This window comes from Ensifer sp. Root558 (genome assembly GCF_001427045.1).
Classification (GTDB): Bacteria; Pseudomonadota; Alphaproteobacteria; order Rhizobiales; family Rhizobiaceae; genus Ensifer; species Ensifer adhaerens.
The window spans coordinates 1-18,669 of the sequence record NZ_LMGC01000016.1; the positions used below are offsets into that span (position 1 = coordinate 1).

An 18,669-nucleotide genomic window follows, 5' to 3' on the forward strand; every position below is an offset into this window, starting at 1 on the left:
ATCCGGATGTGGTCGAACGCGTTATGGCAGACGAGATGAAACGCGACCTATAATCTCGGCCTCTCAACCAAGCTAAAATGCCTTCGCCGGACGCTCACGCCTATGACGGCATAGTCCTCGCTCCAATCGAACTGGAATGCCTCACCTGGGCGGAAAGACAGCGGAACGAATATGCCGCGGCCCGTCGTCTGCTGCTCACGCTGCCGATCAGCCCGCCAATCACGGGCGAAAGCGGCCACCCGGCCATAAGAGCCGGCAAAGCCAAGAGCCACCAGATCGGCGTGAACCTGCTTCAACGTTCGACGCTGCTTGCGCGACTTCCCGGCCTCGGTCTTCAGCCAGCCGGCCAGTTTATCGGCAAAAGGATCGAGCTTGCTTGGTCGCTCTGGTATCGCGAACTTCGGTTCGATCGTGCCAGCGCTCAAGTACTTCGCGATCGTGTTGCGCGACAATCCGGTTCGTCGGCTGATCTCGCGAACCGACAGCTTCTCGCGCAGTGCCATCCGACGGATGATGTTTAAAAGTCCCATGTGGATCACTCCGTTGCCCCCGTCGCTCACCGCGTTGAGGGGAAGGTTCACATGGCTCAATTCTCAATGGAAATTATGCGCCTAACCGGCTCAGTTCCGCGCGGAAACCAACAATACCGGAGAGCTTCCGCGAGTTTGGATTTTCCCGACACCGCGCCAGGGTCGCCTGCCAGACTCTGAAGAGGTCACGGACGATCACCGCCGGACTTTCCTGACGCGCTGCGACACGAGCTTCGGGACTTTGGCCGCGGACGGTTTCCTCGATTTCCCAGAGCCTCGCCATACGCTCGACCGTCGCCCTGCCAGATTCGATGGCCGCTCATCGGATCGCGCTTCAACGTCTCCTGCCCCATCAACGACATGCCAGGAAAGCCTCTCCGCATGTCGGTATAGCCTGTCGCCAGCCACACCTTCACCCCGCGCGGGACCGGGATCATCGCTTACGGATCATCGCCGCTCCGACACATCGAGGATCCAGGCCAAGGCTTCGGTATGGATGTCGCTCTCGACCCGCAGGTGACGGCCACCGCCGAGTTCGATCGTTCGATCATCACCATGCTTGCTTTCTCGCGCGAGCGAGGGGCCGGCGGCTCGGTCGGGATCGCCGACGCCGATCGGGCGGTCCTTCTCCTCCCGGGTCCAGCGCCGGCGCCGCTTGACCGGCGTAATGACCTCAATCTGATGCTTCGTCATAGGACTACCCCTAGTGATTGCACTAGGACTTGCAGCCTTCAGCCTAACTCAGCAAGGCGGCCGTCACCGGAGGGGTACGTCTCATATCCGGCAGCCCTGAAGTATCTACTGCATCCTGCAACGGAGAAGAAGCTGCACTGCGGACAAGCGAGCATCGACGCCCGGAGATCGCCCGAGCCCGTGAATTGTGGACTAGGCTCCTCGCAATAGCCTCCTCCACCCAAAAGGCGAGCTTGCCGCTAGGCCACCGTCCTATCACCGACGTACATCGTGTCAGTTTTTTTCTTCGCGGAGGTGGGATGCTGAAAAGGTGAAAAGCAAGACCCCCAGAAAAAATGCTACAAAGGCACACTGCAGCGCATATGAAACGTCAAGGCTAACAGCACGGTATTCTGAGTAAACACCGGATCGGAACCACATTATTATATGCGCTATCGGGTTCAGCAGCAGTATTCCTCGAAACGGTTGCGGAATGGAGTCCGCCAAGAAAAAGACACCCGAAATAAGAAAAAGTGGCTTTGTGACAATGGAGTAAATTTGCTCATACAAGGGCGATCGAGCGAACAAGGCGATGTTTGCCATACCAACTCCCAATCCCAATAACATTGCTACGAATATAGAAAAGAATACAATCGAGTATTCCAATCCGGCGAACACTGAACGATGATCCTCGACAGAGATCAATCCCAGCACTAGGAAACAAATGAATGCGGTCGTGAGCGCTTGGACAATAAATCGCGCAGCAACTGTATCCGCTGGCGCTACCACTGGATAGTTTAGCAGGGCGCGATTTGCACGGACGGCGCCGGCAACAAACGATGTCATGCTATTGTATGCCAAAAGTGGCAGGTAGCCTGTTGCAAAGAACAACATGAAGCTGCTGCCAAGTGCAGGCGCGCGTGCGATCGTACCAAAAACAACGCTTAACAAAGCGATATGGGCAACGGGGTCAATCAAGGCCCAAAGGTATCCACCAGGCTTGCCTCCATATCGTGTAGACATTTCACGCACCATAAGGGAAAATGTCGATCGAATATGTTGCTTGACAAGTTCCACTGTCGTTCCAATCTGTGAAGCCATCACAATTCCTGACTGGCCATATCTCAAAGCGCCAGGCAGATCCAAAAAAGTATTCTGTGATAGGGAGAAGTTAAGCGCAATTGAACGTCCGAGCTGTGGCAACTGCCACTGCTTTTTGTTCTGGCGTAGTAACCTGAGTGCGGCGATGCACAGCGCCGTGGCCGGTGTCAGCCCCTCACACGCACGCCCCTCTCCAAGCTGGCCCCTTCCCTTGCCGTTCAACCAGAATGATCGATCCTATCAGGTTCGCGCTAGCCCCCCCCCCAAATTCAGGATTTGACCTGATTGTCAAGGTTCGATTTCGCCTTCAGCGATGCTATACAAAGAGCCATTGCGGCGGTCGGGGCATGACAATAGGCGCCTGTGCCCACAAACGCGGTACCAGTTCCGCCAATAGTGCTCACACCCCAGCGATCGTTCGGCGCGACCGCCTCCATCAATTCGACAGCGGCGTCGATCGATGTTGTGAAAGGCGGTACAATTCCTGGATTTTCGCCCGACGGAACGACCCAAAAGACTTTCTTGGCAGGCTCACCGTTCGGGTCTGTTTTAACGTACTCGACTTTTTGACGCCACCCCAGGATGGAGCCAATCGCCGCGTCAAATACCCGCTCGGCTTGTTCAGCTTGTTCGAGCTTGGCGATCAATTGATCTATGTTCATACAATCCCCGCATGCTCTTGGGCCTATCAGAAAGAGTCCGCCCGCAGATACCCGCTTTTTTGACTTGACTCAATAAGTCCCTTGTCGCTTGTACCGGCGCCGGTACGAGGCTTGCCTCCTTGGAATACCGCCCGGTCGCCTCAAAAGCAACAAACGTCGGGCTGGGAGGGACGCGCGGTCCTTGCATTGCCGTGAAAGCAAACGGTAGGCCAGTTTAGATGACGCAAGTTCGCGAACTGTGTTATCCATGGCATCCCTCGTTGGGCGGCCCGTTCATATTCATGAGGTGCTCGCGAAGGAAACGCTGTTTTCCTTCGCAGAATGCAGAAACTGCTTCAAGGCTCCGTGTACGGAGCCGTACGAAACACAACACGCCTTAGTACTTCAAGCACGATCACGAATATTGTAATAACTCATCACACCAATCCCCCAAGCGAAGAGCAATCCAAGTGTGACAAGCAAAGCGCTCATGAACCGTGTAGGATACTGCGCCAGTTCGGAAAGCGTTGGTTCGATAAACAACGCAAGATAGCGCTGGCGATTGTTTGCTTCAATCCGTGCCTTCTCAAGTGAAGCCAACGAGGCTGTATAGGCGCGCTCAGCAAACTCGCGTTCCGTTTCCAGTTCTTCAAACTCGGCAATCCGGCCCGCAACGTCGTGAGCGCTTAAGGCATCCGCCCCAACCCGTCTCTCACCTGTTCCCAACCGCTGCCGCTCAACAGAAAGCTGCTGTTCAATGCTACCGATTCGCGTCTTCAGAAGTCGAATCCTCGGTGTGGACTCGCCCATTTGATTTCTTGCGGTGACTAGATCGGCGTTAAGCTGCGTCCGTTGTTGCTCTAGGGAAGCTATAAGCTGGACAGCGAGTTTCGCCTCCTCTTCCGGGCTAATTTCCTGTGACTTGTCCCGATAGTGACGGAGAGCAACACGCGCCCGACCAAGCCGTGCCTCGCTAGCTAACACTTCGTCTTGCGTGGCTCTGAGGACATCGTTGCGAGCTGCAAGCGAAAGTCCATTTACTAGATTATCGCTGTTTTCAACAATAAACTGGGTGATCGCTTGAGCTTGTTTTGGCTCGAATGCTTTGACTGTGACCTGAATAATGCCTGAGGCGTGATCGAAATTGACCGCGACCATTTCTTTCCAATACTCGAGCTTATCCTCGACAGCTAAATTGGAACCAATGCCATAGAAGTAATCGAGACCTCGAGTGGCGTAGATCTTCTCAAGATTAAATCTCTGATCCGCCGCAGCGACAACTCGCTCACTCATTATATAGTCCATTAGGATATAGCTGTCGGAAACGGTGCTGCCACTCGAAGCCTGCGTAAACATCCCTAAAATATCGGTGGCTCCGCCTGCGTCAATGCTTCTCACAGAGAAGGATGCTGAACTATGATACTGATCGGCAGCAAAGAAAGCCATGTACAACGATACCATCGCTGATGGCAGCGCAACAAGAAGAAGGAACGAAATTCCAAGTATAGTGTGCCGAAGCTGATATTTTTTGAACCAGGCCCAATTCGACCCCAGCGGCAACTCAGACTCATCAAGTGGCAATAATCGCGCGCGGCCTTCCGGAAGTCGCGTCGTCGGCACACTTTGTTCGCGCAGAAGTCCTTCAAGTAATGCTATCCCCTTGTTCCTCTCGGCAGTTTTCGGGGATGGCATCGAAGTAGGAGACTGATTAGCGGCTAGTGCGAGTTGAGGTTTCGCGATAGCATCGTCTTTGGCCGCCATTTAATTTCCCTTCATGTTGTTGTCGTGCGCGCGAATTGCGTCCTCGACATCGTCGTAGTAGCTCAGCGCGCCTTTTTCCAGGACAACTCCGCAATCGCAATAGTCGCGGATCGTGCCGGTACTGTGCGATACCATGATCACATCTGCCCCTTTTAGCTTCGTTTCAAAGACAGCATGACACTTTTTCTTAAAGTTTGAGTCACCGACGGCCGTAATTTCATCAACAAGATAGTAGTCAAAATTAACACCCATGCTCAGGCCGAAAGCGAGCCGTGCCTTCATTCCCGATGAGTACGTTCCGACTGGCGCTTTAAAGAATGAACCGAGCTCGGCGAAATCTTCGACATAGTCGATCAACTCAGCGGAATCCACGCCGTAAATGCGGGCCACGAACCGGACATTCTGCTCACCGGTCATAGAACCTTGAAAACTGCCAGCGAAACCTAGCGGCCATGAGATTTTCCCTTGTCGCACAATTCGCCCCTGGTCAAGCTTGATCGCGCCAGCAACTAGGCGCAACAATGTCGACTTTCCCGCTCCATTGCGCCCGAGTAGCCCGACGCTCTTGCCGCGGTGGAGGGTAAGCGAAGCATCCCTAATGATAGGTTTCTTGATTCCCTTCGCGCGGGCATACTTTGTCGCGTGTTCGAACCGAATCATCCCGCTTCTCAGTTTCATTTGAATGGTGTGAACCCAGAGGTGTCACAAAGTTCTCATATAAAGGCTTACTTCATAGTGCGGTTCATGTCGAGGCTGCGTCAAACGCCCCAATCTTATCGTTCACCCGAAAGGATACAGAACGCGACCGACTGCTCTCAATCTAGGGTCCGAGAGGCTCCGAAAGAAGCCAATCGGGTCGGCGCGGAAATCTTCGAAATCACGATCACTCCCGAATTTACGCACAAGCGAGGCCACGAATGGGGTCAACATATGACGCCAACCTAGCATTCCGTAAGGCCCCCAAGCACGCCACCGAGAACCGGAAGCAGATCGTCGGCTCGAACAGCTAAGCTGCTGCTTTATTCCTTCGACGGTCGCCTCGAAGGAGGTCTGCTCTCCAGTCTCTGGATCAAAATACCGAGGGTAGAGCAGATAGGCCCCGGCGAAGAGTGCCTCAATACTTAGGTTCCGCCCGCGACGCGGACTTGGTTGGCGATCATCCGTCAAGCCCCAGCCGGAGTAAAAGGGGCAACCCGCGACCGTCACCTGAACACCGCGCAGCAACGCTTCGAACCCAACGAGTGACGTGATTGTATAAACGTGATCTACGGTGCGTAAAGCTTCCGAGATCGGCAGGCTTTCTGTGACAAGCTCACACAGATGCGCTACTTCAGCAGGATCGGACTTAGCAACACGGACGCGGCTTAAGACGTCAGGATGCGGCCTGTATAGGATCTGGGCACCATTCTGTTCAACTGCAGCAAGCCGTACCAGGTCGTGGTTTGTTATGGGACTCAAGCAACCTTCTCGGATCGACGCGTCGTCCTCAACTTGCCCAATGACAAGGACTCGTTTGCGAGTCTTTTCTCCGTACACGTCCTCCGCACTGATCTGCTTCCGACCGTTGTATTTGCTGACGCCGCTTCTACACAGAAGCTTAATCCCCTCGCGTGCACGGGCCAAGAGCGCCTCATCTCCCTCAAAGTCATACTCTTTGAACAAGATCTCAAGATCCGAAGCTTCGCGACAACTAAAATAAGGAGCCTTGCTGTCGAGCGTCAGGGACAACGGATGACTTCTGCTGGCACTCGGGCGCGCTGAGCGAAGAAAGCCGTCTTCGATGAAAGTCACACTGATGTCGTGCCGTTTTGCGATCGCTTTAGCTGCCTCGGGGAGCTCGCCCCCCCAAACGAGAAATTCAGACCTGTTGACCGCATAATTCGCAAGCGCCGCGGCCAAATCTGCTTCGCTGGAATCACTTGAAACAAAGTAAAAACAGCGGTCAGGAAAATAGCGCTTTAGAAAAGGCTTCTTCCAGTCAGTGATTCGAAACGCGAACGTATACAGGCCGACCTCGGACGCCAGACCGGTTGCAAGGTCAACTGCGTCCGCATGCTGCTGGACTGCTGGTCTCTTCCATCCAATCACCAACTTTATACTCCAAGGCCCCGGGCTAACGCCGAAACTGAACCGCCAGAAAGCGCGCTTTTTTAGATATTTTGTACCACGTTCGCCAGATACAGGCCATACGCACTGTTCCCGTAGCGATCTGCAAGGGACGTCAGTTCTCGCGAATTAATAAAGCCTAACCGATAAGCAATCTCTTCTGGACACGCAACTTTGAAACCTTGTCGACGTTCTAATGTTGCTACGAACTCCGATGCCTCCAGCAGACTGTCGGGAGTGCCCGTATCCAGCCAAGCGTAGCCTCGCCCTATTCGCTCAACGTGCAACTTTCCACGTTCTAGGTAGCTTCGGTTTACATCCGTTATTTCGAGCTCGCCTCGGAGGGAGGGACGCAGGTTTGCCGCTATGTCTACGACTTCGTTGTCGTAGAAATAGAGTCCTGTCACGGCCCAGTTAGAACGGGGCCGACTGGGTTTTTCGTCAATCGCAATTGCCTTCATCGCACCATCGAACTCGACAACGCCGTACCGTTCAGGATTGCTCACGTGGTAGGCAAAAACCGTTGCGCCGCTCTGACGTTCCATGGCGCTTTTAAAGAGTTGCGTGATCCCGTGCCCATAGAAAATATTATCTCCTAGAATCAGACACGAAGGATGGCCGGAAACGAAATCTGCACCGATCACATAAGCCTGCGCTAGCCCATCAGGTGACTGCTGTTCCGCGTATGAAAGCGAAATACCCCACTTTGCCCCATCACCTAGCAAGCTCTGAAAGAGCGGCAGGTCCCGCGGTGTCGTAATGATAAGTATATCTCGGATACCAGCCAGCATCAATGTGGATAACGGATAGTATATCATGGGCTTATCATAAACCGGGAGGAGCTGTTTCGAGCTAACCAACGTCATTGGATGCAGCCGAGTTCCACTTCCGCCTGCGAGAATGATACCCTTCATTTGAACCTCTTCGTTCTATACATGCTGCAATAGACGGCATACTGACGCACTTACCGAAGCACTCCAAACTGGCAAACGAATCCCATGATGATCCTGTATTTTCCTCGAACACAGGCGAGAATTAGAGGGACGACGCGCCGGCGTAGGGTAGTCCGCAGCTGAGATGCGCCTGACTTCCGCAGACGGCCCATCAATGGCTCGGGACGCCTTAAGGATTTCCTCAGCGAAGTCTGCCCAACTCGCATCACCTGTCGCGGTCAAATGAAATGTACCTCTAAGCTCACGGTCCCGGGAGTTCAGCAGGTTTTTTCCGACCCTAAATATCTCCCTCGCCAGATCGAGAGCAGATGTTGGATTGCCCACCTGATCGTCGACAACAAGCAGCTCTTTTCGAGTTCTTGCATGGTCTAGTATTGTCCGCATAAAGCTTCTGCCAAAAGGGCTATACACCCAGGCCGTCCTTAGAATCACGTGATCATCCATGACGGCACTGATGAGTTTCTCGCCCTGCAATTTGCTCTGACCGTAGACCCCTAGCGGAACAGCAGTGTCGGTTTCGACGTATGGCGTATTTTTGGTCCCATCGAATACATAGTCGGTGGACAGATGGATTATCGGGACCCGCATATCGCTAGCAGCAACAGCCAACTCTCTCGGTGCCTCCGAATTCACCTTGAAAGCCGCTACGCGGTCGCTCTCGGCGAGATCAACCGATGTGTAGGCGGCGGCGGACACGACTATGTCCGGAGAACATTCTTTCAGGACACCCACTATACTTTTGGTATTCATCAAGTCGAGCTGCGGCCTACCCAGCGCAATAATCGCAATCTCTGGTTGTTCGCGTCCAGTTTCGAGAAGCGCCTGGACCACCTGACCAGTCAACCCTGTCACGAGAAAGCGAATGGGCGGGCTCATGTGGCATCTCCTGGCGTGGTCAAACCAAGGCGCGCACCGTCATAGTTCTTACGCAGTGGCCCCCACCACCATTCATTCCCCAGATACCATTCTATGGTTCTTCTGAGCCCGCTCTCAAAAGATTCCAGTGGCGCCCAACCGAGCTCCGTCTGCAGCTTAGACCCATCGATCGCGTAGCGCATATCATGGCCGGGCCTGTCCTGGACAAAGCGAATCAATTCTTCGCGCGGGCGGCGTGCGGGAATGAGCGAATCTACTATGGAGCAGATGGATCTCACAACATCGATGTTCTGCCGTTCATTGCGGCCGCCAATATTGTAGGATTCTCCTGTTCGGCCGCGCCCGGCGATGAGGTCGAGCGCGCGAGCATGGTCTTCAACAAACAACCAGTCGCGGACATGTCGACCGTCGCCGTAGACGGAAATTGGCTTTCCTTCGATCGCATTCAAGATTGCCAATGGAACGAGCTTCTCGGGAAAGTGATAGGGTCCGAAATTGTTTGAACAATTGGATATCAATATCGGCAGGCCATAGGTTCGCGCCCACGCCTTCACCAAATGGTCAGATGCTGCCTTAGTTGCGGAGTAAGGAGAACTTGGATCGTAGCGGGTCGTCTCAGAGAACAAGTCGCCATCGGCTAATGAGCCGTAGACTTCGTCGGTAGAGACATGAATGAACCGAAATTCGGTTCGCTCTGCGGGCTTCAGAGATTCCCAATAATTCCTCGCACACTCCAGCATATTGAAGGTACCGAGGACGTTCGTTTCGACAAAATCTCTCGCCCCGGTTATTGAGCGATCTACGTGGCTTTCTGCCGCGAGGTGCATGACGCGATTTGGCCTGAACTCGGAGAACGCGCTTGCGATCGCAAGGCCGTCGCGTACATCAGCTTTTTGAAAACGATACCTCGGATTGTTTTTTACTGGCTTAAGCGAGCCGAGCGTTGCTGCATAGGTTAGACTGTCGAGATTGAGTACGTCGTATCCCTTGTCGACAATAAGATGGCGAACGACCGCAGATCCGATAAAACCTGCTCCTCCGGTAACAAGAATACGCATGCGTTATTACGATCCTTTTTGACAGACGATTGTAATAAAAATTCCATGCGACTTATGCGAAGTTCGCATATAGCTCGTTCAACCGCGGTTGCTTCTTGTCCTTGTCTGACACGACAGCTTCGGCAATCGATGTTGGCCACGTAATCTCGAGTGCGGGATCATTCCAAAATAGCCCGCGCTCAACCTCCTGTTTGTAATATGCGGTCACTTTGTAACAGATTGTGGTTTCGGGTTTGAGCGTGCAAAAGCCATGAGCAAATCCCGGCGGAATCCAAAGTTGGCGACCGTTTTCGTCAGAGAGTTCAGCGGCTACAAACCGCCCGAACGTCGGCGATCCATGGCGCAAATCAACTGCCACATCCCAAAGCGCACCTGCCGGGCAAGAAACGAGTTTTCCTTGAGCATGCGGCGCGAGTTGGTAATGTAAACCGCGCACCGTACCAGCCTTTCGCGAGTACGAGAGATTCTCTTGCACAAATGCGAACGAGCCAATGTTGGCTTCAAATTGGTCGGAGCGGAACGTCTCAGAAAAATAGCCGCGTTCGTCTTCCATTCTATTAGGCGTGATTAAGACAACTTCCGGAATACTCGTTTGCTCGAACAGCATAACTTCACCCTTTTCTCCCCTCGTGCGTGTTCTAAGTCCATGGCCGCTGCCGCACTAGCAGTTGAGCATAGGCTGATGACATCAGATCTGGCCCGGCCACGCACAGGTTCGCTGTTGATCTAGCGACGAGAACGCTGCCCAACGCCCGTCCGTGCTTTGGATTCGACAAGCATCGAATCCTCCAAACTGATCGGACTCGGTCTCTGACGCTCGCGTCAGTAGGCGGACACACTAGGTAACCAAGCAAAGCAACTGCTGCCAAAACTTGGCGATGGACGCAAGCATCCCCGACCCCAAAGGTTTCCTTTGAGATTTGAACGTACGCGCAAGTACACCCGAAGTACCTTCTCGTCGCATGAGGTGAGCCCTTAACTCTGGCGACATCTCAGCGCGTTGAGGTCTCTGCATCAGGGGAACTCGAGGCGCAGCAGCCAAACCAATCGCCTCGTTCACCAGACGGTCAATGACTGTATTGGGATCCGCAATAAAGCGTGCCTTCCATTCCGCGTCAGGCTTGCTGACGAACGGGAACTGCAGTTCGGTGAAAGTTCGAATTATGCCCGAGCCAAAGAAGTATTGTAGGCCGTACTCCTCGTGCGCCCCAAAGTCACCGATCACAGCCGTTGGAATTCCCGCGTGTATCGCCTCAGCTGCGACGGTGGAACACACGGTGAGACAGTGGGAGGCCGTCGCGAGGAGCGTCGATGCCTTTTCACTAGTGAGCGCGAGATTGCTAGGCCATCCCCCTTGCGACTGTGCGGCCGCCCTGAGAAGTGGTTCGATCGGATGCCACGATCGATGCAAACTTGCTTCCTTCGTCGCCGTGCGCGGCTTTACGACAAAGTTCGTTTTCGGGAAACGTTTGGCCAATCGAACTAGTTCTGCAGCCAAGAATTCTCTTTCAGCATGATATCGCGGTATGACCGCCTGCTCGAAAAAGACGACTGGTCCGGACGCCAGTAGTGGCCGCGTCACAGGTTCAAGCAAAGCGCCAAGCCCGAAAACTCGCGCATTGCTGGCATCGACACGAAAGGAACTACACATTGCAGCATATGATTCGGCATCTGCTTGACAATTCAGCCAAAGCAGGTCGCTCCCGGTGCGCATGGAAAAGCCATCAAGCGCATATCGAAGAACGAGACCAGGATAGCAAGAAATTACCAATGGACGTCGGTCACCTAGCTGGACCAGGTGGTGCATGAGCCGCCTAGTCGATAAGCCCTCCAGACAGGAAAGGAGAATGTCGTAGTCGGCGACCTCGTGGGTAACGCAGAAACTTTCAATGTCGATCCAACGGACTTTCGTCCCGCCAACATACTGCTCGACTTGCTTACCGCTAATCTGGGTCTGTCGCCGTGCTTGCACCAAAGCCAGCTCTACGGTGCAACCTGAACGCTCAAAATACGGCGAGATCAATCTAGCAGTATTAAGAAATGAATCGTACGACGCAAGCGCCAGGACACGCATGCGATTACCCGATCAGCTTTTGCGAGGTGAGCAACTCACTAACTTCCCTCAGGGCGCCGTTTCCACCAGCCTTTCCAAGCACGAGTGTTGCTACAGCCTTAGCCTCAGTATGGGCGTCAGATGGAGCGAAACTTAGCCCGCAAGCTTTCATGCAATCCAGATCATTAACATCATTGCCGACGTACGCTATCTCCGTCCACTCGAGGCGGTTTTCAGCGCGCCAAGCGTCAAGCGCTGGCAACTTATTGTGAACATGATGCAAAACATCCATCTGAAGCTTGGCCGCACGTGCGCTCACTACGGGATTTTTCTCACGAGACAGAATGAGTGTTTTAACTCCCCGATTCCGAAGAAATTCAATGCCCATACCATCACTACGACTGCAACGAACCGCCTCCGTACCGTCTTGGTTAACAAGCACTCGGTCATCCGTATGTACGCCGTCGAAGTCCGTGACAAGCGCCCTAATCGTCCTCTTCGGTATGGTTCGCTGCAAGTCATGGATCTCGGCATAGGCTTCAGCGATTACCCAATCCTCAGCCGTATCAATTTCAATTGGCGGCATAGCGACCGGGACAAGAACTGTTACGCCGCAGAACCTTTGCTCGGTAGCCAAGAACTCAGGTACGCGAACAGCATAGATGGCTCCCGTCTCTCTGTAGCGCGGTATCATATCCTGTCGCCGTTGACGCGGTTCCGCATGATTGTGTGTAAGACCGATCGCTGTTCCATCGCTAGCTACTTGCCAAATGAAGCCGTGATCCTCAATCGCGGCGAAGGCGCTCGCAGCCCCGCGATTTAAAAGTTCCGATACAACAGCATCGATTTGCTCGGGAGTGGTAAACGGTGAGGTGCATTGAATGAAAACGAGCACATCCGGCATCGTCCCCGTCATGCCTTCAATCTCACGCAAGGCATGTATTAGTGCCGATTCAGAACTTGCGGTGGAATTTGATAGCGCGGGCGGGCGGGTGATAGCAGTAGCGCCGAAACGTTTCGCTACCTCGAGTATCTCCGATGAGTCGGATGAAACGTAGACGTTGGACACGAATTTCGACTCAATAGCAGCCAAAACGGCGCGCCCTACCAAGGGCACCCCATTCAAATATCGTGTGTTCTTGCCAGGGAGGCCAACAGAACCTCCCCGAGCTGGAATTACGGCGACAACTTGCATCACGAAATTTGCCGAATTTGCCCGCCGTGCTTTTCTTCGCGCCATTTCAGCTTGTCACGTTGGACCAGCTCGACGTCGAGCATTTCTTTTCCCTTGTACGTCACCGCCTTGCTCACATTCTTCAAATCGCGGCAGAGACGGCGCAACCCGTCAGGCTCAAGACTTGCGGCGTGATCGGTCCCCTTCCAAGTGCGGTCCAGCGTGAAATGACGCTCTACGTACTCAAAGTCCCCTTTGCCATAAACATTTCGACCAATGATCCCCGCCGTCATCGCGGCGACGTCTGCGGCGATCCCCAGGTGATGGCCAGAAAAGCCAATCGACTTAACTTTGTCACCGTAGCGTTCCTGCAATCGGTTAATCTCAAGCACACAAATATCGGCAAAGGCCACCGGATAGCCCGACGTGCACGCATAGAGAACCAGATCTTTGGCGCGCCCACGCTTTTCGTAAAACTCTACGAGCCGGTCAGTTTCTTCATGCGTGGTCATTCCGGTAGAGACATGGATCTCTCCATCAAAGTTCTTGCAGAGGAACTCCTGAAGCACATAATGCTGATTTGTTGCGGACGGCAACTTTATCAGATTAGGTTTCAGAGCGGCGATCTCCTGCGCAGACGTAAGATCCCACACGGAAGTTGAATAGTCGATCCCCATCGCCTGGCACTCTTCGCGCAGTTCCCGATGCTGACCAACAGAAAACTCAAGAAACTCACGATGCTCGCCGTAGGTCGCACCATACGAATTGGCAGGAACGGGGTGCGGCCGATCATACTCTTCCGGAGTCAGCAGCTCTCGGTTGTGACGCTTCTGAAATTTGGCGACGTGGGCGCCGCAGATCTTTGCGGCAACACGTATGAGTTCCTTGGCAATGTCCATGCTACCCATGTGGTTGCAGCCGATTTCCGCAATCACTTTAATTTCGTTTGTCATATTCAGGATCCTGTTGGTCTTCGGTTACTCCGGCGTATGCCGTACTTGGATTGGGCCACACCGATGCACTTGCCAGTAATGACGCTACGCTGTCCTTAGACATTTGCGGCATCAAAGGCAATTGGCTGCGTCAGTAAAGAGATCAGTTGGTGGACAAAGAACTCAGCCCTGGACCTTCATTGTCCGTCAAAGCTCGGACCCGGGCGGCTTCAGTTGCGTCATGCAACCATTGGAGTACAGCCTCCATTTCGGAGGGCTGAGAACTCACGAAGTAGCGAGATCGTAGTATGTACGCTGCAGCAAATATCTCCTGCACAGAGCGGAGCTTGGTTCGGCGCGAAGTGCGCAGCCTATCGTCGGTTACGCCCCAACCAGCATAGAACGGCAAACCGTAGCACGTCACCGCGATCCCACGAAGAAGGGCTTCAAAACCCATAAGCGAGCTGATTGTATACACTCGATCGACTCCCTCGAACGCTTCCGCTGGCGCTATGTCATCAATCAACACCTCACAGATGTCAGCGACGGCCGCCGGGTCTGAAACCCAAGCGCGGGTGCGATGCAATACCTCAGGGTGCGGCTTGTAGACGATCTGCGCGTTCGGGTTTTCGGCTGCGGCAAGCCGAACGAGATCGTTATTGGTTAGGGGCCGATCACAACCGTACTTTACTGCGGCATCAGTTTCCACCTGTCCAATAACCAAGATACGCGGCCTCTCCTTTTTCCCGAGAACAGCATCGAGAGTCAGGCGTCTGCCCAAGTTGTACTTGCTCACTCGAAAATTGAGCAACAGTTCTATACACTTTTCCGCTCGCTCCATTAGGGCTTTGTCTGAAGCGAAATCGTATGTCTCGAGGATAAGTTCAAGATCAGAGGCATTCCGCGCATCGTAGTGCATGGTACGTGAGTCAACAATGAGCGATGCGGGTGGAGATCTATGGGCACCGAGCGCCACCGAGCGAAGGAAGCCATCCTCAACATGAAAAAATGGAATTCCACAGATACCGCAGAATATCTTCAAAAACGGCCAATATTTGAAACCCCAAACATAGACTTCAGGCTTCTTGTAGAGAAGTAATCGAAAAGGCCAACCGTGGATCAGCATTGTGGGCGCCTTGCGGCTTAGCACAGTGCATTCAAGATCAGGAAACCAATTCGGAACCTCATCTTTCCAAGGTTTGAAGCCGAAGAAGAAGGCTTTTCTGCGCGGCATAATAAAGCTGTTATCTCCGTCGATTCGCGCGTCCCTCCTCGAACAGAGGACAATACGTCTTGTTGTTGGGCGCCGGACGCAAAGTATTCATCCGGAACTAAAAACGAGTGGTCAGAGGTACGTCGTTGGAGTTACCGAACCTGAGCCGTTTGGCGAATTCAAGGCCCGATCGATCCCAAACCGATGAGACAGACGCCAATTGGCATTCTCTCTAAGTGGGAGCAGTGCGACTCTGGGTTGCGCGGCTCCTCATTCGACAACATGAATTCCGGGAACCTTTGACATTCTGATCGCCGGTGCCTCGCCCTCAAAAGCCTCCACCCGCCGATCATAGTTCGGCGCGACCGTGCCCATCACGCGGTCCCAGAACGAGAAATAGTTCGCGTAGTTGTACTTGAATTCGGCGTGGTGCTGGTCGTGATAGGTCGTGCAAAGCATTGGCGAAGGATACCGCGCCGTGCGTGAGGCGAAATATTCGAAGCCGGCGTGGCCGAAGGTGCCGTTGATCTGATCGAACAGGCGGTGGGTCAGAAGGATGATCGGCGGGAACGGCACGAGAAACGTGATGACGGCATAGTAGCCCTGGCTCATAGCGGTATCAACTAAGCCGATCGAGTCGTTGCTCCAGGCCGTCGGCGCGACACTGCGGTGATGCAGGAGATGGTACTTATAGAAGAGCTTGGTGTGCAGCAGCCGGTGGGCGAAATAGAACCAGGCGTCGAAGAGCACCATGCAGAGCACGAACAGCGGAATGGCCGTCCACCAGCTGAACTCCCAAGGCGAGAACAGCGTCCATCCCTTGTACTGGACGAAAAGCCCTATCGCGACCGACGTGCAGGTCACGAGGATCGAGGCCATGCTCTGGCGGATCTCGATGGCCTTGCGCTTCTCGCCGCGCCGCCCCTTTTGGATGCGGCGCTCGGGGTTGCGGTCGTTGAGCCAGGTGATGCCGTAGCCGAGGATGAAGTACAGCGCCACCGTCGCTGCATAAATCGCGGCCAGCAAGCCGACAAAGGTGAGACTGTCCTGAAGAAGGGCGCTCAAATCGTGATCCGTCGCGGAAAGAAAAGTTGAACTGGTGTGTGGACTATATCAAGCACCCTCTTCCGCGCAAGGCGTACAGCTTTAGCCGCGCTCAAACTCGGCCAGAAATGCGCGCAATTCTGCGCCGTCAATGCCGACGAGGTGGCCCTCCTGCGGATACCTGCCCGAGTGCACATCCTCGGCAAACTCCGTGAACGCGGCGATCCGTTCGCGCTGAAGCCGGTCGTATTCGGCGGCAAAGTTGCGGTATGTCTTGGCATGGCGTGGCACGTGGCCGCGATTGCTGCCGAGCACGTCGGCGGCAAACAGATATTGGGCGTCGCAGCCGCAGCCTGCCCCCATCGAGAGCATCAGCATCGAAGTTCTGGCACTGATCGGTGCTGCAACTTCTCCCGGTACGACCTCGATTTCTGCAGCGAAGGCGCCGGCTTCCTCGAGCGCCTTGACCTGCCGCCAGATCTCGAGTGCAGTCGCGGCCGTCTTGCCGACAGCACGGAAGCCGCCGGTCCAGGTGGCTTTGGATGGGATGAGGCCCACATGGCCGCAGACGGGAATGCCCTCCTCTCGCATCAGCCGGACGGTCGAAAGCCCGGCAGCACAGTAGACCGCATCGCCGCCGGCCTTCAGCGCCTTGAAGGCCGCACGCATGTACTCTTCCGCCGTGACGTAGTCGCCATATTCGAGCCCCGGAAAGGCAAAGCAGGTGGGCGCCACCTCGCGAAACTCCGGTCCTAAGAGCGTCGGGGGAACCGAAACGAGGTCGATGCCGGCGGCTTCTGCCGCTTCGGCTTCATCCAGCGTCTCGACGCGCAGCATGGTGAGCTGGCGCTTGCCCTTCATCGACAAGAGATCGGCAACGGTCGGACGGTGGCTTTTCATGAGAAGGCTCCGGATGGAAACAGGACGAGATTTGCCGCTCACGCTAGGCGGCGAGGAGTGCTTTGAGCTTGGTATCGGGCGAGATGAGCGCTTGCGGGTCCGGCCGCTTTGCGGCTGCAATCAGCATTTCGGCAAGCCGAATGTCGCGCGCGACCGCATTGCCCGGTCCGATGCCGGAGGCCGCAAGCAGCCGACCGGTATCGTCGAGATGAAAAAGAATGAAGGCGTCGTCGGTAAGTTCGCGCCGCACGGTCGTTGCAGTACCCTCAGCAAGCCCCGCGATCTGCAGTGTCAGATCATACTGGTCGGACCAGAACCACGGCACGCTGGTGATCGCCTCGCCCCCGCCGAGCAGATTGCCGGCAACGAGCGTCCCCTGATCCTGCGCATTGCGCCACGCCTCAAGACGTATCCGACGATCACCATAGTGACAGAGCGGGAACGAGCAGCAATCGCCAGCGGCGTAGATATCCGGGTCGCTGGTTTGAAGCGTTGCGTCGACCGCAATGCCGTTCTCGATCGAAAGGCCGGCGACTGCTGCAAGGTCCGTGTTCGGGACCGCGCCGATGCCAACGACGACGAGATCGGCCTCAATTGTCTCGCCGCCGGCGAGAACGACGCGCGCACGGCGTTCGTCCGCGTCGATACGTTCGATCTTCGCGTTGCATCGTATGTCGACGCCTTCTGCTCGATGCCGCGCGGCAACGATTGCGGCGATCTCCTCCGGCACGCCGCGCGAAAGGATGCGCGGCAACCCTTCGATAAGCGCCACGGCAGCACCGAGCCGGCGCGCCGTTGCGGCAAGCTCCAGACCGATGAAGCCACCGCCGATGATCGCAAGCTTGCGACCGGGCGAAAGTTCGCGGCGGATCTCTTCAGAATCGGCATGGGTTCTAAGCGTGCGGATGCGGCGTGACACCTCATCTATACCGGCGATGGTTCGCGCCCGGGCACCGGTCGTCAACAACAGCCGGTCATAGGCGATGCTGCTTCCGTCTGCGAGCGTCACGCGCTTTTCGGCGCGATCGATGGCCATGACCGGGATATCCGTCAGGACTTCGATCGCTGCTGCCGCATAGCGCTCGGCATCAGCGACATATTTCGGCGCGACCTCTGCCTTGAGCCCTTCCTTCGAAAGAGGCGGCCGCTCATAGGGAAGATGCGGTTCCGCGCCGATCAGTGTGATCTTACCGTCGTATTGCTTTTCCCTGAGGGCAAAGGCGGCCCTTGCGCCACATTCGCCGGCGCCCACGATGACGATGGAACCCATCTCAACCTCCCTGCCCGCCGCGGCGAGCCCAATCCTATCGAGAGCGGCTTCAGCCGAGCGCGATGAACACGCTTCCGGCCTCGACCTTCACGGGATAGGTCTTCAGGTTGACGCACACGGGAGCGCCCTTGGCCTGGCCGGTCTTGTAGTTAAAGCGGCCGTTGTGCTTTGGACATTCGATGATGTCGTCCATGACCAAACCGTCGGCGAGATGGATGTGCTCGTGCGTGCAAAGCCCGTCGGTCGCGAAATATTCGTCGTCGGGGCTGCGGTAGACCGCAAAGGTGCGTCCGCCGTGATCGAAACGGATCACATCTTCCTCATCGATTTCGTCCGCTGCGCAGACCTCAACCCAGTTTCCGCTCATGACTTCCTCCCATTTCCT

18 protein-coding genes and 3 pseudogenes are annotated in these 18,669 nt (G+C 55.0%); all 21 read right to left on the reverse strand.

Features of this window, described 5'->3' with window-relative positions; genetic code table 11:
* Positions 1-98 precede the first annotated feature (98 nt).
* A pseudogene (locus tag ASD63_RS18255) lies at positions 99-530 on the reverse strand (IS21 family transposase); the annotation flags it as partial.
* 113 nt (positions 531-643) lie between these two features.
* Positions 644-825: pseudogene (locus ASD63_RS36215) on the reverse strand (transposase); the annotation flags it as partial.
* A 28-nt stretch (positions 826-853) separates the two neighbouring features.
* Positions 854-967, reverse strand: a pseudogene (locus ASD63_RS36650) (IS66 family insertion sequence element accessory protein TnpB); the annotation flags it as partial.
* A gap of 10 nt (positions 968-977) precedes the next feature.
* Complete coding sequence (locus ASD63_RS18260; RefSeq protein ID WP_034800630.1) at positions 978-1,223, reverse strand: hypothetical protein; 246 nt, start codon at positions 1,221-1,223, stop codon at positions 978-980.
* 273 nt (positions 1,224-1,496) lie between these two features.
* Positions 1,497-2,303 (reverse strand): ABC transporter permease, encoded by an 807-nt coding sequence (locus tag ASD63_RS18265; protein WP_051659554.1) that lies wholly within the window; start codon positions 2,301-2,303, stop codon positions 1,497-1,499.
* 269 nt (positions 2,304-2,572) lie between these two features.
* Entirely contained in the window at positions 2,573-2,965 is a 393-nt protein-coding gene (locus ASD63_RS18270; protein ID WP_034800628.1) for a hypothetical protein, read from the reverse strand.
* A 384-nt stretch (positions 2,966-3,349) separates the two neighbouring features.
* On the reverse strand, positions 3,350-4,705 hold the full coding sequence (locus ASD63_RS18275; protein ID WP_060529651.1) for a hypothetical protein: 1,356 nt from the start codon (positions 4,703-4,705) through the stop codon (positions 3,350-3,352).
* Positions 4,706-5,365, reverse strand: coding sequence for an ATP-binding cassette domain-containing protein (locus tag ASD63_RS18280; RefSeq protein ID WP_034800624.1), 660 nt, complete (start codon positions 5,363-5,365; stop codon positions 4,706-4,708).
* 120 nt (positions 5,366-5,485) lie between these two features.
* A complete protein-coding gene (locus tag ASD63_RS18285; protein WP_082572934.1) occupies positions 5,486-6,712 on the reverse strand; it encodes a capsular polysaccharide biosynthesis protein in 1,227 nt (408 codons plus the stop codon).
* Between the two features lie 143 nt (positions 6,713-6,855).
* Positions 6,856-7,725 carry a glucose-1-phosphate thymidylyltransferase RfbA gene (rfbA, locus tag ASD63_RS18290; RefSeq protein ID WP_034800622.1) on the reverse strand — a complete coding sequence of 290 codons (870 nt, stop codon included), beginning with the start codon at positions 7,723-7,725 and terminating at the stop codon, positions 6,856-6,858.
* Between the two features lie 15 nt (positions 7,726-7,740).
* On the reverse strand, positions 7,741-8,640 hold the full coding sequence (rfbD, locus tag ASD63_RS18295) for a dTDP-4-dehydrorhamnose reductase (protein WP_234798776.1): 900 nt from the start codon (positions 8,638-8,640) through the stop codon (positions 7,741-7,743).
* Entirely contained in the window at positions 8,637-9,698 is a 1,062-nt protein-coding gene (rfbB, locus tag ASD63_RS18300) for a dTDP-glucose 4,6-dehydratase (protein WP_034800620.1), read from the reverse strand. Before rfbB ends, rfbD begins: the two co-directional genes overlap by 4 nt.
* 52 nt (positions 9,699-9,750) lie before the next feature.
* On the reverse strand, positions 9,751-10,305 hold the full coding sequence (gene rfbC, locus ASD63_RS18305; RefSeq protein WP_060529652.1) for a dTDP-4-dehydrorhamnose 3,5-epimerase: 555 nt from the start codon (positions 10,303-10,305) through the stop codon (positions 9,751-9,753).
* A gap of 231 nt (positions 10,306-10,536) precedes the next feature.
* Complete coding sequence (locus ASD63_RS18310; RefSeq protein ID WP_034800616.1) at positions 10,537-11,772, reverse strand: DUF6716 putative glycosyltransferase; 1,236 nt, start codon at positions 11,770-11,772, stop codon at positions 10,537-10,539.
* A gap of 4 nt (positions 11,773-11,776) precedes the next feature.
* Positions 11,777-12,991 (reverse strand): acylneuraminate cytidylyltransferase, encoded by a 1,215-nt coding sequence (locus ASD63_RS18315; RefSeq protein ID WP_335668938.1) that lies wholly within the window; start codon positions 12,989-12,991, stop codon positions 11,777-11,779.
* Positions 12,946-13,878, reverse strand: a complete 933-nt coding sequence (locus tag ASD63_RS18320) for an N-acetylneuraminate synthase family protein (protein ID WP_034800612.1) — start codon at positions 13,876-13,878, stop codon at positions 12,946-12,948. Before ASD63_RS18320 ends, ASD63_RS18315 begins: the two co-directional genes overlap by 46 nt.
* A 142-nt stretch (positions 13,879-14,020) precedes the next feature.
* Positions 14,021-15,091 (reverse strand): capsular biosynthesis protein, encoded by a 1,071-nt coding sequence (locus ASD63_RS18325; RefSeq protein WP_051659553.1) that lies wholly within the window; start codon positions 15,089-15,091, stop codon positions 14,021-14,023.
* Between the two features lie 249 nt (positions 15,092-15,340).
* Positions 15,341-16,135 carry a sterol desaturase family protein gene (locus tag ASD63_RS18330; protein ID WP_034800610.1) on the reverse strand — a complete coding sequence of 265 codons (795 nt, stop codon included), beginning with the start codon at positions 16,133-16,135 and terminating at the stop codon, positions 15,341-15,343.
* Positions 16,136-16,216: 81 nt separating this feature from the next.
* Positions 16,217-17,014, reverse strand: coding sequence for a 3-methyl-2-oxobutanoate hydroxymethyltransferase (locus ASD63_RS18335; protein WP_034800608.1), 798 nt, complete (start codon positions 17,012-17,014; stop codon positions 16,217-16,219).
* 43 nt (positions 17,015-17,057) lie between these two features.
* Entirely contained in the window at positions 17,058-18,284 is a 1,227-nt protein-coding gene (locus ASD63_RS18340) for an FAD-dependent oxidoreductase (protein ID WP_034800606.1), read from the reverse strand.
* A 49-nt stretch (positions 18,285-18,333) separates the two neighbouring features.
* Positions 18,334-18,651 carry a MocE family 2Fe-2S type ferredoxin gene (locus ASD63_RS18345; RefSeq protein WP_034800605.1) on the reverse strand — a complete coding sequence of 106 codons (318 nt, stop codon included), beginning with the start codon at positions 18,649-18,651 and terminating at the stop codon, positions 18,334-18,336.
* Positions 18,652-18,669 lie beyond the last annotated feature (18 nt).

Excerpts from the sequence above, each read along its gene's own strand:
- ASD63_RS18315 (WP_335668938.1), bottom strand. The coding sequence starts at position 12,991 with ATGGCGCGAAGAAAAGCACGGCGGGCAAATTCGGCAAATTTCGTGATG.
- ASD63_RS18265 (WP_051659554.1), bottom strand. The coding sequence starts at position 2,303 with ATGGCTTCACAGATTGGAACGACAGTGGAACTTGTCAAGCAACATATT.
- ASD63_RS18325 (WP_051659553.1), bottom strand. The coding sequence starts at position 15,091 with ATGCCGCGCAGAAAAGCCTTCTTCTTCGGCTTCAAACCTTGGAAAGAT.
- rfbA (WP_034800622.1), bottom strand. The coding sequence starts at position 7,725 with ATGAAGGGTATCATTCTCGCAGGCGGAAGTGGAACTCGGCTGCATCCA.
- ASD63_RS18345 (WP_034800605.1), bottom strand. The coding sequence starts at position 18,651 with ATGAGCGGAAACTGGGTTGAGGTCTGCGCAGCGGACGAAATCGATGAG.
- rfbD (WP_234798776.1), bottom strand. The coding sequence starts at position 8,640 with ATGAGCCCGCCCATTCGCTTTCTCGTGACAGGGTTGACTGGTCAGGTG.
- ASD63_RS18340 (WP_034800606.1), bottom strand. The coding sequence starts at position 18,284 with ATGGGTTCCATCGTCATCGTGGGCGCCGGCGAATGTGGCGCAAGGGCC.
- ASD63_RS18310 (WP_034800616.1), bottom strand. The coding sequence starts at position 11,772 with ATGCGTGTCCTGGCGCTTGCGTCGTACGATTCATTTCTTAATACTGCT.
- ASD63_RS18275 (WP_060529651.1), bottom strand. The coding sequence starts at position 4,705 with ATGGCGGCCAAAGACGATGCTATCGCGAAACCTCAACTCGCACTAGCC.
- ASD63_RS18280 (WP_034800624.1), bottom strand. The coding sequence starts at position 5,365 with ATGATTCGGTTCGAACACGCGACAAAGTATGCCCGCGCGAAGGGAATC.
- ASD63_RS18335 (WP_034800608.1), bottom strand. The coding sequence starts at position 17,014 with ATGAAAAGCCACCGTCCGACCGTTGCCGATCTCTTGTCGATGAAGGGC.
- ASD63_RS18270 (WP_034800628.1), bottom strand. The coding sequence starts at position 2,965 with ATGAACATAGATCAATTGATCGCCAAGCTCGAACAAGCTGAACAAGCC.
- rfbB (WP_034800620.1), bottom strand. The coding sequence starts at position 9,698 with ATGCGTATTCTTGTTACCGGAGGAGCAGGTTTTATCGGATCTGCGGTC.
- rfbC (WP_060529652.1), bottom strand. The coding sequence starts at position 10,305 with ATGCTGTTCGAGCAAACGAGTATTCCGGAAGTTGTCTTAATCACGCCT.
- ASD63_RS18320 (WP_034800612.1), bottom strand. The coding sequence starts at position 13,878 with ATGACAAACGAAATTAAAGTGATTGCGGAAATCGGCTGCAACCACATG.
- ASD63_RS18260 (WP_034800630.1), bottom strand. The coding sequence starts at position 1,223 with ATGACGAAGCATCAGATTGAGGTCATTACGCCGGTCAAGCGGCGCCGG.